At 47.2% G+C, this 16,050-nt stretch carries 16 protein-coding genes and 1 pseudogene; 12 read left to right on the top strand and 5 right to left on the bottom strand.

Annotation, left to right across the window (positions count from 1 at the left end; genetic code table 11):
- The first annotated feature begins 41 nt into the window (after positions 1-41).
- The 10 genes from QD47_RS01530 to QD47_RS01485 all read left to right on the top strand — a co-directional run bounded on the left by QD47_RS01530 (position 42) and on the right by QD47_RS01485 (position 11,518).
- Positions 42-560: a hypothetical protein gene (locus tag QD47_RS01530; RefSeq protein ID WP_044644463.1), complete on the top strand. Its 519-nt coding sequence runs from the start codon at positions 42-44 to the stop codon at positions 558-560.
- A 100-nt stretch (positions 561-660) separates the two neighbouring features.
- Complete coding sequence (locus QD47_RS01525) at positions 661-1,002, top strand: YflT domain-containing protein (RefSeq protein ID WP_025684488.1); 342 nt, start codon at positions 661-663, stop codon at positions 1,000-1,002.
- Positions 1,003-1,244: 242 nt separating this feature from the next.
- The gene (locus tag QD47_RS01520; protein WP_044644462.1) at positions 1,245-2,426 is read left to right on the top strand and encodes a PP2C family protein-serine/threonine phosphatase; all 1,182 of its coding nucleotides are present in this window, start codon (positions 1,245-1,247) and stop codon (positions 2,424-2,426) included.
- Complete coding sequence (locus QD47_RS01515; protein WP_044644461.1) at positions 2,410-6,108, top strand: response regulator; 3,699 nt, start codon at positions 2,410-2,412, stop codon at positions 6,106-6,108. The genes QD47_RS01520 and QD47_RS01515 overlap by 17 nt, the downstream gene beginning before the upstream one ends.
- Positions 6,109-6,187: 79 nt before the next feature.
- Positions 6,188-7,057 carry a CheR family methyltransferase gene (locus QD47_RS01510; protein ID WP_044644460.1) on the top strand — a complete coding sequence of 290 codons (870 nt, stop codon included), beginning with the start codon at positions 6,188-6,190 and terminating at the stop codon, positions 7,055-7,057.
- A 19-nt stretch (positions 7,058-7,076) separates the two neighbouring features.
- Positions 7,077-8,747: a response regulator gene (locus QD47_RS01505; RefSeq protein ID WP_044644459.1), complete on the top strand. Its 1,671-nt coding sequence runs from the start codon at positions 7,077-7,079 to the stop codon at positions 8,745-8,747.
- Positions 8,748-8,859: 112 nt separating this feature from the next.
- Positions 8,860-9,198, top strand: coding sequence for an STAS domain-containing protein (locus tag QD47_RS01500; RefSeq protein ID WP_044644458.1), 339 nt, complete (start codon positions 8,860-8,862; stop codon positions 9,196-9,198).
- Positions 9,199-9,216: 18 nt separating this feature from the next.
- Positions 9,217-9,669, top strand: a complete 453-nt coding sequence (rsbW, locus tag QD47_RS01495; protein ID WP_044644457.1) for an anti-sigma B factor RsbW — start codon at positions 9,217-9,219, stop codon at positions 9,667-9,669.
- Entirely contained in the window at positions 9,666-10,439 is a 774-nt protein-coding gene (locus tag QD47_RS01490; protein ID WP_044644456.1) for a sigma-70 family RNA polymerase sigma factor, read from the top strand. The genes rsbW and QD47_RS01490 overlap by 4 nt, the downstream gene beginning before the upstream one ends.
- Positions 10,440-10,549: 110 nt before the next feature.
- Complete coding sequence (locus tag QD47_RS01485) at positions 10,550-11,518, top strand: magnesium transporter CorA family protein (RefSeq protein ID WP_044644455.1); 969 nt, start codon at positions 10,550-10,552, stop codon at positions 11,516-11,518.
- A 91-nt stretch (positions 11,519-11,609) separates the two neighbouring features.
- Here QD47_RS01485 and QD47_RS01480 read toward each other — a convergent pair whose 3' ends face one another.
- From QD47_RS01480 to QD47_RS01460, 5 genes are all read right to left on the bottom strand, one after another.
- Positions 11,610-12,023: a DUF5665 domain-containing protein gene (locus tag QD47_RS01480; RefSeq protein WP_043922285.1), complete on the bottom strand. Its 414-nt coding sequence runs from the start codon at positions 12,021-12,023 to the stop codon at positions 11,610-11,612.
- 99 nt (positions 12,024-12,122) lie between these two features.
- Positions 12,123-12,527, bottom strand: a complete 405-nt coding sequence (locus tag QD47_RS01475) for a YtxH domain-containing protein (RefSeq protein ID WP_044644454.1) — start codon at positions 12,525-12,527, stop codon at positions 12,123-12,125.
- Between the two features lie 41 nt (positions 12,528-12,568).
- Positions 12,569-12,826: a GlsB/YeaQ/YmgE family stress response membrane protein gene (locus tag QD47_RS01470; RefSeq protein ID WP_044644453.1), complete on the bottom strand. Its 258-nt coding sequence runs from the start codon at positions 12,824-12,826 to the stop codon at positions 12,569-12,571.
- 158 nt (positions 12,827-12,984) lie between these two features.
- Entirely contained in the window at positions 12,985-13,698 is a 714-nt protein-coding gene (locus QD47_RS01465; protein ID WP_044644452.1) for a phosphatase PAP2 family protein, read from the bottom strand.
- Between the two features lie 354 nt (positions 13,699-14,052).
- Positions 14,053-14,280 carry a DUF1128 domain-containing protein gene (locus QD47_RS01460; protein WP_044644451.1) on the bottom strand — a complete coding sequence of 76 codons (228 nt, stop codon included), beginning with the start codon at positions 14,278-14,280 and terminating at the stop codon, positions 14,053-14,055.
- A gap of 42 nt (positions 14,281-14,322) precedes the next feature.
- Here QD47_RS01460 and yyaC point away from each other — a divergent pair.
- Both yyaC and QD47_RS01450 read left to right on the top strand, forming a co-directional pair.
- Positions 14,323-14,989 (top strand): annotated as a pseudogene (gene yyaC, locus QD47_RS01455) (spore protease YyaC).
- 86 nt (positions 14,990-15,075) lie between these two features.
- Positions 15,076-15,870 (top strand): alpha/beta fold hydrolase, encoded by a 795-nt coding sequence (locus QD47_RS01450; protein WP_044644450.1) that lies wholly within the window; start codon positions 15,076-15,078, stop codon positions 15,868-15,870.
- Positions 15,871-16,050 lie beyond the last annotated feature (180 nt).

Raw genomic sequence — 16,050 nt, 5'->3', positions numbered from 1 at the left:
GAACCGTAAACTATAGGAAATTCATTGAAAGGGTGAGATTTATGATGAAGATTTTATTGCTAGCTGCTGGTTTGCTCACTCCCTTTTCCGGACAGGATACGGTTCAGCAAGCCGTTTCCCCGCATACGGCGGGGCATGTAGTAAGGGCTGTGCAGACGATTCCCGCCAAAAATGCCGTACCGGCTGATTTTCATACGTTAAACGGTATATCTTTGGACGATACGCGTGCGGATGTATTGAAAAAACTGGGCAAGCCCCTTCAAGTGAAGGAGGATACGCTGCTGCTTTCTACGGAATATCAATATCCTGACGTCGTGGTCGGTATGCGAGGTAATATGGTTTCTTATGTGCATGTAGATCCCGCTGCTGGACGGATCAAGGTCAATGACCAGTGGTTGCCGCTAAAACGGCAAACGCTGGATAAGGCGCTGGGTGGCTCACAATTTACGGCAGAGGACGGCGAGGTATACGTTCGTGGACAGCGTGCGATCAAAGTTTTTATGGATGAGGCGTCCGATAAGCCTAAATATGTCGAGTTTTTTGACGAAGCCGAATGGTAATGTCTCTAATTTTAAGAGCATGACATAACATGGAAGTTTCAAACGAATGTACAGCGTGTAATAGTCAGAGAAGTCAATCCTAATAAGGAGCGTGAGAAACATGAATCAGACCCATCATAAATCTTATGCCAAAGTGGTAGAGAACGGTGTACAAGCCGTCGAAGCGGTGAATGAATTGCGCAACACGGGCTATCGTTATGAGGATGTGTTCGTGCTCGCTCATGATCAGGACCGGACGGATCGTATTGCAGATACGGTGGATGCCAAGGAAATCGGGATTAAGGAAGAGGGCGTTTTTGATTCATTAGCCAATCTGTTCCGTTCCCGTGGCGACGAGCTTCGCGCTAAAATTACTTCCTTGGGATTTACAGATACGGAAGCTGATTTTTACGAAAAAGAACTGGATCAGGGCAAAGTTCTGGTCATTGCCAAAAAAGCTTGATAACGCCAGTTGAACAGGAAAATAGACTGGCATTAGAGCTGAAAAAGAGGATGCTGACCGCCGCACAAGTGCTTCGCGGTTCCTCCAAAAACATAGATAAGGAATGGGGCGAGGGCCTCATTCCTTATCTATGTTTTTGGAATGCCTTCTTATGGAGACGCTATTTCAGGTTCAGATCCATAAGGGTGTTGCCGCTTAAACAGGTATAGTATAATACATGGGTTACAGATAAGGAGAGAGAAATGAGAATCCTGATTGTTGACGATAATCCGACCAATGTCATTATTATTCGTGAAATATTAAAGAAAGAAAATTATAGGGATGTTATCTCTGCCAGCTCAGCCGCAGAAATGTTGGAGCATCTGGGGATTGGGGACCGTACCGTTAGTCTGCGCCCCCGACCTTCCGATATTGATTTGGTTTTGCTGGATATGATGATGCCTGAGATGGATGGTATTGAAGCTTGCAGCATCGTGCAGGAATACGAGCATCTGAAAGATATACCTATCATCATGGTAACTGCTGTAGGCGATTCCAAGAAACTGGCAGAGGCACTGGACGTGGGGGCCGTCGATTATGTCACCAAGCCTATTAATAAGGTAGAATTAATGGCCAGAATACGGCTTGCCTTGCGTCTCAAGCAGGAAAAGGACTGGCATAAAGACCGGGACCAGCGGATTCAGGACGAGCTGAAGCTGGCCGCGATGGTACAGCAGGCGGTGCTTAGTCCTGCCATCCAAGATCCTGTACTGCAAGTCAATGCCCTGTATCAGCCTTCCTTTGAACTGGCGGGAGACTTGTATTCCTGGTATCCGCTCGGGGAAGGTAGATATGCGATCATTTTGCTGGATATGATGGGTCATGGCATCTCTTCTTCACTGTTCTGCATGTTCATTGCATCTGTGCTCAAGGATACCGTGACCACATACGTAGAGCCCGAAAAGGTGATTCAGGAGCTGAATCGTCGTTTTAATCAACTGGATCTGGGCAAGCAGCTCGTGCAGTATTATTTTACGGCGATCTATATGGTCATTGATACCCGTTCTCGGCGGATTGATTATGTGAATGCAGGGCATCCGCCCGGCTTATTGTTCAGTCAGGATGGCAGCATCACCAAATTTGACCGTGCATGCAGTCCAGTAGGTTTGTTTGATAAAATTGATGCGGAAATGCACACGATCCATTATGAAGGAACGGGGCATATCGCTTTGTATACCGATGGCTTGCTGGAGGCTGTAGAGGGCGAATATGAGGAACAACTGGAGTATTTGACCGCATGTCTGCGCAAGCAAGAGGAATGGAATGAAGAAGCGATGCTGGATGCTTTTTTTCGTAAAGAAGCACCGCAGGATCGCGATGATGATAAGTGCCTGATCTGGATTTCATTGAAAGAGGGAGAGAGCTTGCATGAAAATCAGAAATAAACTGCTGATCGGCTTCGGGTCGCTTATGGCGATCCTCCTTGTGCTGACACTAATCAGCTATGATCGAATGGGGAGTCTGAATGAGCAGCTAAATCAGGTTTACCAGGACCGCTATATGAAGGTCCGAAAAACAACGGCCATTCGCGGTCAGGTGAACGATATGGCGAAGGTTATGGCCAATCTGATCCTGAATCCGGGGGCCTCTGTCAGTGAGGCTAAACGCCAGCTTGATGGTATTAGCGCTTCCGGAACCAAGGTGCTGGGAGAACTGGAATCCGGTTCCGGCACCAGTGAGGAGCAGCAGCAAGTGGATCGGGTAGCGGCCGCCTGGAAAGACTTTTTGAGCTATGAGCAAAGGCTGATTTCTTTGTTGAGTCAAGACCGTATTGAGGAAGCGAATGCTTTCCGTAATAGTACGGGGTTACCTGCTCAAGAGGAGGCGCTGGACAGCATTAATGCCCTGGCCGTTTTTCAGGATCGGGAAATAGATCATGATATGGAGCAAGCCAATCAGGCTTATGAGGAATCCGTGCAGATTACCACAATCCTGATGGCAGCCGGTCTGATGATGGGCTTACTCGTTATTTTGTGGGTGCTCCCAAGCATTGCCAAAGGTCTAAATATCGTTAGTCTCATGATCAACGGCTTTGGCAAAGGAAAATACAGGGCGATCAGCCGAATGAATGTAGCCTCCAAGGACGAGATTGGGGAGGTTGCCCGCGTATTTCAACAAATGGCTGGAGACCTGGAGGAAAAACGCAAATTTGAGCATTCCGTTCTTCAGACGCAGAAGGATCAAACCTGGCTTAATGCCAACACGGCACGATTAACAGAGCTGTTCCGAGGCGTGAATTCACTGGAGCAGGTCGCACAGATGTTTATCAGTGAGTTTACGCCCATTTTGGGAGGCAGCTACGGAGCGATTTATTTGCAAGGCAAGGAAGTGGAGGATGCCCAATTTAAGCTGTACGGCTCCTATGCGAAGGAGTCTGGTGAAGATTCGATCAAAGACGTTATCCATGTTGGCGAAGGCTTGCTTGGACAAAGTGTTCAGGATCGTAAGCCGATCCTGATTACAGAAGCTCCTGATGGATACTTGTCCATCGGCTCCGCATTGGGAGCGAGTAAGCCGGTGGGAATTATGATTTTCCCTATTTTGTTCGAGGACGATTGTATCGGTGCTGTGGAAGTAGCGTCGCTGGATCGCTTTAGTGATCTGGAAACGAAGCTATTTGCTCAATTAGTCGAGAGCTTGGGGATCATTTTGAATAACATCAAGGGACGGATGCGGGTAGAACAATTGCTGCGCGAATCGCAGGCGTTGACCGAGGAATTGCAGTGCCAGTCCGAGGAACTTCAAACCCAGCAAGAGGAGCTCAAGCGTTCTAACGGAAATTTGGAGAAGCAGACGGAGGAGCTTAAACGTTCGGAAGAATTGCTACAGCGTCAGCAGGAGGAACTGGAGCATTTTAACACCGAACTGATAGCCAAGACGAGAGCGCTGGAAGAGCAGGTTCGGGAAGGGGAGGAAAAGAACGATGAGATCGAACGTGCGCGTGCCCAGTTGGAACAGCAGGCGATGCAGTTGGGTATCACGAGCAAATACAAATCCGAGTTTTTGGCCAACATGTCGCATGAACTGCGTACTCCGCTGAATAGCTTGCTCATTCTTTCCCAGCTCCTGTCTGAGAACAAGGACGGCAATCTCAAGCCCAAGCAAGTAGAGTATGCACAGACCATTTATATGTCAGGCGCAGATTTACTGAAAATGATTGATGAAATTCTGGATTTATCCAAAGTGGACGCCGGGAAAATGGATATTAACCATGAAGCCGTCAATCTGAAAGAGCTGAAGATGTTTGTGGAGCAAAATTTTGCTCCAGTCGCAGCCAAACGTGAGCTTCAACTCCATACCAAGATAGAAGAAAACTTGCCGGAAGCCATTATAAGTGACGGTTATCGTCTCAAACAAATTTTACGGAATTTACTGTCTAATGCATTCAAGTTTACGATAGAGGGATCTGTTCGTTTTAGTGTATCAAGGGCAACCGGTGACCTGCTTCCCGGCTTTCTAAATCCGCATAAATCCTATCTGGCCTTGTCTGTACGTGATACGGGTATCGGCATTGCTTCGGATAAAACGGATCTGATTTTCGAGGCATTCCAGCAAGTAGATGGAACAACCAGCCGTAAATACGGCGGAACCGGGCTTGGCTTGTCGATCAGCCGCGAGCTTTCAAGATTGCTGGGCGGTGTCATTACAGTAGAATCCGAGCAGGGGCAGGGCAGTTGCTTCACGTTGTATCTGCCAGAACAAACGCAAACAACAGAGGGTGCGGAGTCGCAATCGGGCGCAGAACTGGATATTGGTGGCGTCGCAGCATCCGCAGAGTCGAATTCTCCTATGCTTGTTCCCGCTGAGCAGTTGCCTATGTATCAGATGCCTTCAAAGGAAAAATCGGAGAACATCGTGCACCCGGGCGACGACCGGAACGAGATTGCCTCGAAGGATAAGGTATTACTGATCATAGAGGATGATGTTAAATTCGCTAAAATCCTGTACGATATGGCTCGTAGCCGTGACTTTAAGGCACTTATCGCTCTACAGGGAGACGATGGGCTGGACATGGCCAGATCCTATTTGCCGGACGCCATTATTCTGGATATTCAATTGCCTGTAATGGATGGCTGGTCCATTTTGGGCGAGCTGAAAGGAAATTCATCTACGCGGCATATTCCGGTACATGTTATTTCGGTCATCGACGATGTGAAGCAAGGCTTGATGATGGGCGCAATTGCCTATCTCAAAAAGCCATCTTCAAAGGAAAGTTTGGATAAGGCATTTTCACATATTAAATCATATACAGATAAAATGGTGAAACGTCTTCTCGTGGTCGAGGACGATGATAATCAGCGTAAATCCATTATTGAACTGATTGACCATGACGATGTTGCTATTACGGCGGTGTCCACCGGGCAAGAAGCACTGAATGAGCTGGGGGTACAGCGGTATGATTGTATGGTGCTGGATCTTATGCTTAACGATATGACAGGCTTTGAATTGCTCGACCGCATTCGGGACAATGAGGAACTGACCGATCTGCCGATTATTATTTATACGGGTAAAGACCTGGACAGCAAAGAAGAAACGCAACTGCGCAAATTTGCGGAGTCCATTATTATTAAGGATGTCAAATCGCCCGAACGGCTTTTGGATGAAACGACCCTGTTCCTGCATCGTGTCGAAGCGAATCTCCCTGAGGACAAACGTAAAATTTTGCAAAAGCTATATAACAAAGAAGAATTGTTTGAAGGTAAAAAAATATTGTTGGTGGATGATGATATCCGGAACGTATTCGCCCTGTCCAGCGTGCTGGAAAGCTACCGCATGGAGGTTACCTTTGCGGAAAATGGTAGAGAAGCGCTGGAAATGCTGGAACAGACACCTGATTTTGATCTGGTGCTGATGGATATGATGATGCCTGAAATGGACGGATATGAAGCCATGCGGCGAATCCGGCTGATGCCGCAATTCGAGAAGCTGCCTATTATTGCCCTCACAGCCAAGGCTATGAAGGATGATCGTTCCAAGTGTATTGAGGCAGGCGCTTCCGATTATGTGAAGAAGCCGATTCAAACCGAACAGCTTTTGTCATTAATGCGGGTATGGCTGTATTCGTAGCCCGAAAAAATGGGTAATATAAATCAACACATGATTGGAGCGGTACTGGCAAAACCTATTCAGGAATTGGAGAGAGATTATGACATCAAAGGATACGGCGGATAATGCTGCTATTGAACTGAAATCGAATGAAACGGAGCGGGAAATGATTGAGATTGAGCTGTTGCTGGAAGGCATTCATCGGCTGTACGGCTACGATTTTCGTAACTACGCTCTGCCATCGATCAAGCGGCGTATTTATTATCATGCACAGTCCGAGAATGTTAGCACGATATCAGGGCTTCTGGAGAAGGTACTGCATGATCGCAGCGCCTTCGACAGACTGGTGCAAAGCCTTTCGATTCCAGTGACCGAGATGTTCCGCGATCCAGAGCTGTTTCTGAATTTCAGGCAGAAAATCATACCGATTTTACGGACATATCCGTACATTCGAATATGGCATGCAGGTTGCTCGACAGGTGAGGAAGTATACTCGATGGCGATCATGCTGCATGAGGAAGGCTTATATGATAAAGCCCGTATTTATGCGACGGATATGAATAACCTGTCTTTACAGCAGGCGAAGGAAGGCGTATACGGGATTGATCGAATGAAGCTGTATACCAAAAATTATTTGGAGTCAGGGGGCACGCAATCGTTCTCCGAATATTATACAGCCAAGTATGATTCAGTCATGTTTCATCCTTTTTTACGTAAAAACATTATTTTTGCGGAGCACAACTTGGCGACAGACCGGTCCTTTAACGAGTTCAACGTTATTTTTTGCCGGAATGTCATGATTTATTTTAACGATGAACTTCGCAACCATGTACACGGGTTGTTTTATGATAGCTTGAGCCATTTTGGCGTATTGGTGCTGGGGGCCAAGGAATCCATACATTTTACCGATTATAGTGATTCCTACGAGCTGCTGGACCGGATAGAAAAAATATACCGGAAGATTAAATAGAGGTGCTTAGGAGGATCCCATGGGGCTTTATGAACCGATTCATATACTGCTGGTAGATGACAGACCTGAGAACCTGCTCGCTCTTGAGGCGGTGCTGGAGAGTGAACAATATAATCTGGTAAAGGCCACATCCGGGGAAGAAGCGCTGCGATGTCTGTTAAAAGATGAATTCGCACTGGTAGTCCTCGATGTGCAGATGCCGGGTATGGATGGAATTGAGACTGCAAAGTTAATCAAGGCCAGAGAGAAAACGAAGGATATTCCGATTATCTTCATTTCAGCTAACAGTAAGGAAGCAGAGCATTTATTTGCGGGGTATTCAGCGGGCGGTATTGATTATATGGTGAAGCCGTTCGTCCCTCAAATTCTCAAGTCCAAAATTGAAGGCTTCGTGCAAATGTATCTGACAAACAAACGCTTGAAGACACAGTCCATGCTGCTTCATCAGAAGACCCAACAGCTGGAGAAGATGAATAGCGAACTGATTGCCGCCAAGGAGGCAGCCGAAATCGCGGCTAATGCCAAAACGGAGTTCCTGGCAATGATGAGCCATGAAATTCGGACACCTATGAACGGTGTGATTGGCATGATTGACCTGTTGATGGAAACAGAACTGCAAAGCGATCAGCAGGAATATGCCGATATCATTCGCCGCAGTGCAGATGCGCTCGTAGCGGTCATTAACGATATTTTGGACTTTACCAAGCTGGAGTCAGGCAAAATGGAGGTAGAGGAATATCCGTTCGATCTGGTTTCCTGTATCAAGGAAGTTTTCAGCCTGTTTACGGTGGAAGTCAATCGAAAGAATCTGGAGATGGATTTTTTTCTGGATGAACAGCTACCTCCAGTGTTATACGGTGATATGGGAAGACTGCGTCAGGTTCTCATTAATCTGGTATCCAATGCCGTCAAATTTACAGATCGTGGTGGTGTATACGTCTTCGCATCGGTCAAAGAGCGTAGCGACGAAGGACTTACTGTTGAGTTTTCCGTGAAGGATACAGGCATTGGTATTGAGCCAGCCAAGGTTGGAAGGCTGTTTCAGCCCTTTTCCCAGCTCGATTCCTCGATGACGCGCAAATATGGTGGAACCGGTTTAGGACTCGCTATTTGCAAAACATTGGTGAATATGATGGGCGGGGATATCCGTGTGGACACCAGCGGCGAGCAGGGGGTAACGTTCCATTTTACAACGAAGCTTGGCTTTGCTCAGGAAAATGAACTGGAGGGAGAGTCCAGTCACGAATGGGAAATTCCCCATCAGAACTCCTCAAGCCGTAAACCTGTATTGGTCGTGGATGACCATCCGATCAACCAGAAGCTGATGGTCAATATACTGGATAAGCTCGGTTTGGCTTCGGATGTGGCAGCAGACGGGCAGCAGGCGCTTGATATGGTCATGGCTAACCAGGATTATGACTATATCTTCATGGACTTGCAAATGCCTGTGATGGACGGATTAGAGTGTACGGGCAAGGTGCGTAAACAATTGGCGGGAAGGTCACAGCCTGCTATTATCGCCATGACAGCGAATGTGATGGATGGTATTCAGCCCCGATGTATTGAGGCCGGAATGAACGATTATATTAGCAAGCCCGTGAAAATCAGCAGTGTAAAACAGGCTCTACTGCGGCATTCTCCGGATCATTTTCCAATGCAATCAGGCAAAGACCAAATTCACGAGGCCTAGCCTGATGCGTAGATGGTGACATTTGGAAGGTGCAGAAAGCATCATACGGTGATTCAAGCGATCGTATAATGGGTTAGTATGTAAGGAAATCTTTTTTCGGGAGAGTAGGCCTATGAATACTAATAAAAATGAAAAGTTCAATGCGATTACAGAAACAAGTGATGGATTAAATACCGTGTACCTTAGCGGAGAGCTGGATCTTTCGGTGGCACCTGATTTTCGTCTGGTGATGGAGCCTTTGGTGGGGGAATCCGGCCAGGACTTGATTATTAACTTAAAAGAGCTTAAATACATTGACAGTACAGGTATCGGTATTTTGTTATCTATTTTGAAGGCAAGGCATGGGATGGAGTCCCGGTTTGCCGTTCAGGAGGTACCACCTCAAATTCAAAAACTGTTCGATATGACCGGTATTGCCAAATTCTTTGTCCCCCAGGAGAATTCCCAATAGGAAAGGAAAGAAAAAGAAATGAATGCTCAAATTCAAAAAGTAGTTCTTAATTTGCCGGCAACTGCTGATTTTGTCGATATTGTAAGATTAAATTTGTACGGAATTGCCGCGAAAATGGGATTCTCTTACGAGGATATAGAAGACATGAAAGTGGCTGTATCTGAAGCCTGTAATAACTCTGTTCTTTATGCTTACGGTCATGAAGGCGGAGTGGTGGAAGTAACATTCGAATTTGACGAAGCTTCGTTGTCCATCCGTGTCAAAGATGAAGGGGAGAGCTTTGAACGAATGGAGAACCCGTCCCGACTTGCATCCTTGCATGACAAAGAGCTGAATGATGCGCAGGTAGGCGGACTGGGCTTCTATCTCATGCAGGCGCTTATGGACGATGTCCATATCTTGAATGAGACTGGAAAAGGCACGGAAGTCGTGCTTGTAAAGCGTCTGGTCAGAAGCGAGGAAAAAGTATGAATGAAAAGGTAACTCCCCCGGAGTCGATGGATGAAGCCGTTGGTCTAATCTGGGAGTACCAGCAAACCAAAGATAACGAGATTGCTACCGTACTGATCCGCAAGTATGAGCCGATGGTCAAGATGGCTGCCGGGAAAATCTCCCGTAACCGCCCAGACTTATACGAGGATTTATATCAAACCGGTCAGATGGCATTGATACGTCTGCTTCAGCAATACGATATCAGCTTGGGAATCCCCTTTGAACCGTATGCTATGAAAAGTATGCTGGGACATATGAAAAATTATTTGCGCGACAAATCCTGGTACATTCAGGTTCCTCGCCGCATCAAGGAAAAGGGTGCGCTCGTTCAGCATGCCATCGACGAACTGACTGTTAAACTGGAACGTTCGCCGAATGTGAACGAGATCGCGGAGTATTTGGACCTTACCGTGGAGGAAACGATCGAAGTGCTCGCAGGCCGTGAGTGCTACCATTATGTGTCACTGGACTCACCTTTATCCCAGGAGGAGAGTGCGGCTACGTTAGGCGAGCTTATCAGCTCGGATGCCAATGACTACGACACCGTGGAAAAACGAATGGATTTACAACAAGCTTTAAGCCAGCTTAAAGAGCAGGAACAGAAGGTGTTCCTTCTGGCATTTCAGGAGGGTCAATCTCAACGTGCGATTGCGCAGACCTTGGGCGTATCGCAGATGAGCGTATCCCGCATCCAGAAGCGGGCGACCGAGAAGCTGAAACAGATCATGTCTAATTCTTCTATCTCATGAGAGGAAGACGGCCTTCATGGTTTCGATTACTGGACGTCACATCGTAAGGACACGCCATTCCATCAGGGAAGCGTGTCCTTTTTTAAAGCGGAAAAGGAGGGGGAGGAAGGTTGAAATCTACGGCTGTATTTGAACAGATTTCCTCCTTTCGCGGAGGGTGGGAATGGTGGGACATCGGTGCTAGAGACTGGCAGGACCCCATTATACAAGAGCTGAAAGAGAAACTTCCGGAGGCCCGGGAATGGCTGGACAAGGTAGAGGACATCCCATCCAGTTTTATTTCTGTGCGCTTTCTGGATGGCGTTCAACCCTTGATATGCGGATCGCTGATCTATTCCATTCAGGAGGAAATCGACAGTCAACGCGATTGTAACAAGTTCTATTTCCTGGTCCTTGGCCAGAAATTAGTGACCTTAAACCTGGATCAGAATACCCGCGAAATCATGCACACGGCCGAACGTCAAAAAATGCTCGACCGATGTGAAAGTGCAGCTGATGGCATGTTTGTACTGGCAAGGGCAGTTCTTCATTATTTTCATACGGGGATGGACAAATTCGAGATTAACCTGAGAAAACTGGAAGAGAATATGGAGAAAAGAAATGCCCGTACGCTAATGGACTCCATATTGAATGCGCGTTTTGAGCTGTTGTATTGGAGTAATATGTTCATTCCATTTTCAGAGCTGGTAACGGCTTCCCGGGAAGCATATCTGGATGAGCTGGAGGAAAATCGCTTTTTTAAGCAGCTACTTTACCGTGTCAATCGAATGGAAGGGCTGTTCCGGCATTATGAAAAGGAAATTGACACGTTGATCTCCATTGACGATGCCATTTCTGCATTTAGGGGAAATGAGATTACGAAGACACTCACCATTGTAACAGCCGTATTTACGCCTGCAACCGTAGTGGGCGCCATTTGGGGCATGAACTTCGAGAACCTGCCCTGGATCAAAACAGGCTGGGGCTTTACCGCCGTGATTGCGGCGACCCTGTTAAGTATGGTGGGTATGTACGGCTGGCTGATGATGAAGGGATGGACAGGAGATTTGCTGAAAACGAACAAGCGCAACAAACTTTAGCTGAGTCATCCCAAATGTACAGATAAAAACGATCCATGGTAATGGGCTACGTGTACGCACGAACCTCTGGTTACTATGGATCGTTTGCCGTCTAATTTCCACCTTGGCTCATTTTAATATACCCCAGCAGCTCGGCAATAAAATCTCCGATGATCGGAAGATTCAGTTGTACAAGGAAGCTGAGCAGCCAAGCGAGCAGAGCGAGTATGACGACCGTACCCAGCGTAAGGCCAAGCCCCCTTGCAATGCCTGCGGTCAGGTTGCTGATGATCCTTTTTTTGGGATTGGAATAGGTTTCCAATACATCGCGAAATTCTACTCTTTCCAGCATGTCGGCTATTTGATCTAAGCGCTTATTAAGCCGCTTCACCTCATGACGCAGTTCAAAGGGGTGCTCATTCACATCAAAATCCCTTGTTTGATCCTGACCCTGTCGGGGATGAAAGGTCCGTTTGTTGTTTACGCTTAGGTCATCTCCATACGAGTTTGGTTTGCTCATCGTCATCCCTGCCTTTCAGTCATCCTAAAAAAACAGCCAGCTTCGTGCATGCTGGCTGTTCAGTGTTTTAAGGTCTATTCTTGTTGTACACAGAATTCCCTATCATTAGGAAGTGGTGTTTAATTGTTTTTGCGTTTCCTTGGCAGCTTGGGCCGCTGCATCCATAATTTCTTGATCAGCCTTGACTGCTTCATCAGCAACATCGGCAGAGGCTCTGGCTACGCTGGATAAAATAATGTCTTTGCTACCAGATACGGTTTTAGCTACATCTTCTGTTTTAGTGGAAACCGTTTTAGCCAGATCCGTTGCTTTGTTGCTGACTACGGATGCAACGTCTTTTGTTTTATCGGCAACCACTGTAATTTTATCAGACAAATCGCTGCGCAAATCGCGACCCGGCTTCGGCGCGAACAGCAGGGCTGCCGCAGCACCAATCAAACCTCCGATGAATAAACCCTTTGCAAAGCTTGAAGTATTACCTACCGTATTTTGATTATCAATGTTACTCATGTCATATCACTCCTCTTATAGAATAAAAAAATATATAAATGTTAGGTAGCCCTTCTTAAAAGCCTGGACACAAGTCCGAGCAGGAACACAAATAATGCGGTTCCGAGTATGGCCGGAATGACTGCAAAATCACCGATGACCGGACCCCAGTTTCCCAGCAGCGTGGCACCGAGCCAAGCTCCTACAAATCCAGCGATCATAGAGCCTATAATGCCGCCGGGCATTTCATGGCCAGCGAGCGCGTCGCCAATCAATCCGATAATAATAGCCATTACGATACTTAATACTATTCCCCACACAAGGATCGCCTCCTTTATCCTTCAGTTTAGCAGAAACATCTGTTTAACAGAATCATAATGCTTTTTGTGAGTGCTGAGTTTAGAGTGCTGCGTTGTCTTGCTTACTTCGTATATAAACGCCGTGACTCCGTGTGAAACAAGAAACCGTCTCGAACCGCTTACGGGCGGGGAACAGAAGGAGGCAGAGAACCCTGCAGCCGTGCTCGCCAATAGATAACAGGAACGGTAAACACGAGCCAAATGATTCCGGCGATATAACCACCCGCTATGTCGGTTGGAAAGTGAACCCCCAGATAGACACGGCTTAGCCCGATCAGGAGAATCAAAAGGGTGCCAAGAACGCAGGGAAGGAAGATAGAGCGCTCATGAATTTTTCGTTCTATCGCCCAAATGGCAAAAATCATGCCGTAAAATCCCATGGAAATCATGGCGTGCCCACTGGGAAAACTATAGCCGCCGACTTCTACCAAATGTTGAAGGGATGGGCGCTCCCGTTGCAAAACTTCTTTAATGAGCGTGTTCAACACCCACATGGCCGTAAAGCTGCTTATTACTGCAAAGGCATAAGCTCTCGAACGGAGATATACCCGGCACAAGGCGGCAATACCCAGGGCAATGAGTAAAGAGACACGGAAGGAACCGAAAGACGTAATGAATACAGCGACAGGCAGGAGCTTGTGATGAGCCGCCGTTGTGTCTGGAAAGATTGCAGCCTGAATGCGTTCATCCCAATATAAAAAAGGAGCTGTACCGATCCATCGAACAGTGTAGGCAATGAAAAGCAAAACGCCAATCATAACGATGGACGCGTACAGACTGCGACGTAAATAGTATGGAAAAAAACGGGATGGCTGAGGTTCTTGGGAAAGCATATGTAGGGAATCTCCTCCTTATGGCTTCGTACATAGATTTATCTTTTTGTACTATAAACTTAACCAATATTGAACTTGAGAGCAAAACGTGACTGGAGCACCGCTCTGTCAATTAAAAATACAAGCTACAGGTAATGAGGAAGTGTCTGAACTGGTGCTGGCAGATTTATCATAAAGACATCCGCGAAGAAATCCATCAGAGAATGATAAAAAATAAAGCTCGTATCCCGTTGCGCGTCTGTTGATGCGAACGGAGATACGAGCTTTATTTACGGGCACAGGCCGCTACCATGAACAGTGTCACCCAAGATGATAGGCTGTAAGTAAGCTAAACGGCGTGCATTTGTCTTCTGATTAGGAGGGATTACGTAATCTGCCCAGCTCGGAGACGATGGCCTCGACTTCTGAAATACTCAGATTAGGCTTGTTTATCACCATATCATAGACATCACGGAGATCCTCGTATTGCTCCAGAGAGAAAGCGGAGGACTGCATAGCAGCGCCACTCGCCATACGAAGCTTGGTTTTGATGCCTTCAATCATATGTTCAATGTTGGCATGAGACGGTACAGACAAATCCATCGTTAATGTTCCATCCTTTCATATCAGGGGAAGTTGCCTGTATTGTATCATGTTTTTATTGTAGAATGTACTGAAAGTCAGATTATCGGTCAACGGCCGGATCAAGGAGGATGGACGAAGGTGTCTTTGTATAATCGGGCTTCTGTATCCAGGCGCTCTCCTATAGACAGTAATGCGGAAAAAACAGATCGCCAAGGGCTCGTACCGTTTTTTCGGGGAATTCATTCTCAGCATGAGATGAATAAGCTGACCTTTGTTTGTATCGGCACGGATCGTTCGTCAGGCGATTCGCTGGGACCGCTGGTCGGCACCATGCTTATGGAACAGGGCTTTCCGCACGTCATCGGCACCATGACTGAGCCGTGCGACGCGGATCATCTGGTTTCGTATTTGGAGCGTATTCCCCAGGACCATCATGTGATTGCCATCGACGCTTGTCTGGGGCAGCAAGGATCGGCGGGGATGTTTCTGGTTGCCCATGAGCCGCTAACTCCGGCGCGTTCGGTCGGACTGGCTGCCGTCTGTCGGAGATTACAGCGTCGCAGCTATTGTGAATGAGCGTAGTCCCAAACCCTACTGGACATTGCAAATGACATCACTACATCTCGTCATGACGATGGCTGCACACATAGTCCATGCTGCGTCTTGCGGGTTTGGCTTAAGAGCAGATTCGCAAGAATTTCCAGAGAGCTACCGTTTCAGATATTGATGGTCTGCTTAATAATATACATCAGCATGTTCTAATCATAATATATTCGCACCAATAGATTATATACAGAGAAAGAAGGGTTCTACATGGAAAAGGTACTATGTGAAGGAACGACAATCTGCTATGCCGAACAGGGAAAAGGAGAGCCCATCATCCTGTTGCACGGATTTTGTGGAAGTTCTTCCTATTGGGATGAGGTTGTTCCATTGCTGTCCCAAAGCTATCGCTGCATTGTTCCGGACTTGCGTGGTCATGGACGTAGCGATGCTCCGCTTGGAGCCTACACGATTGATCAAATGGCGAACGATGTGCTTAAGCTTCAAGAGCAACTGGACATCCCAAAGGCTGCCTGGTTTGGTCATTCCCTCGGGGGTTATTTGACGCTTTCTGCGGTACAGCGCCATCCCGAGCGGCTTACAGCCTTCGGACTGATTCACTCCACTGCCTACGCGGATACGGAGGAAGGAAAAGAAAAACGGAACAAGGCCGTATCCACTATTCAAACCGAAGGGATTACAACATTTGTAGATGGACTCGTCCCCAGACTATTTGCTCCAGAACATGTAGAGTCCTTATCGAATCAGGTACTCAAGGTCAAAGAAATCGGTTATAAAACGCCGCCGCAAGGAGCCGTGGGCACATCTTTGGCCATGCGTGAGCGTTCTGACCGCCGCGACGTGCTGTCGGCCTCCACCTTGCCAACTCTGTTAGTGGCGGGTGAGCAGGATCAGGCGGTTCCTCCCGCCCGGACGTTTACGACAGATCGGGCCGGGGTCACTCAGGTCACTATATCCGAAGTTGGCCATATGAGCCTGTTCGAAGCGCCGGAACAACTGGCACATGCCATTTTGGCATTTTTACAACAAAACATCCAGCAGTAAGCCCGAGCAGCAAAGCCAAAAACCGGAACCATCTGGTGCAAATACAGAGGGTCTCCGGCTTTTTTGCGTTTTAAATTGATTTTGGTTGTACAAACTGGTTTCCGTCTTGACTGAGTCATTTGGCTTTTGCACAAGGATGACTTACAATCAGAATGTAATGGTTCCTGGTTGTCGAGGCAT

This window comes from Paenibacillus terrae, from assembly GCF_000943545.1.
Classification (GTDB): Bacteria; Bacillota; Bacilli; order Paenibacillales; family Paenibacillaceae; genus Paenibacillus; species Paenibacillus terrae_A.
The sequence above is the reverse complement of the archived record's forward strand: the minus strand, read 5'-3'. Positions and strand labels throughout refer to the sequence as shown.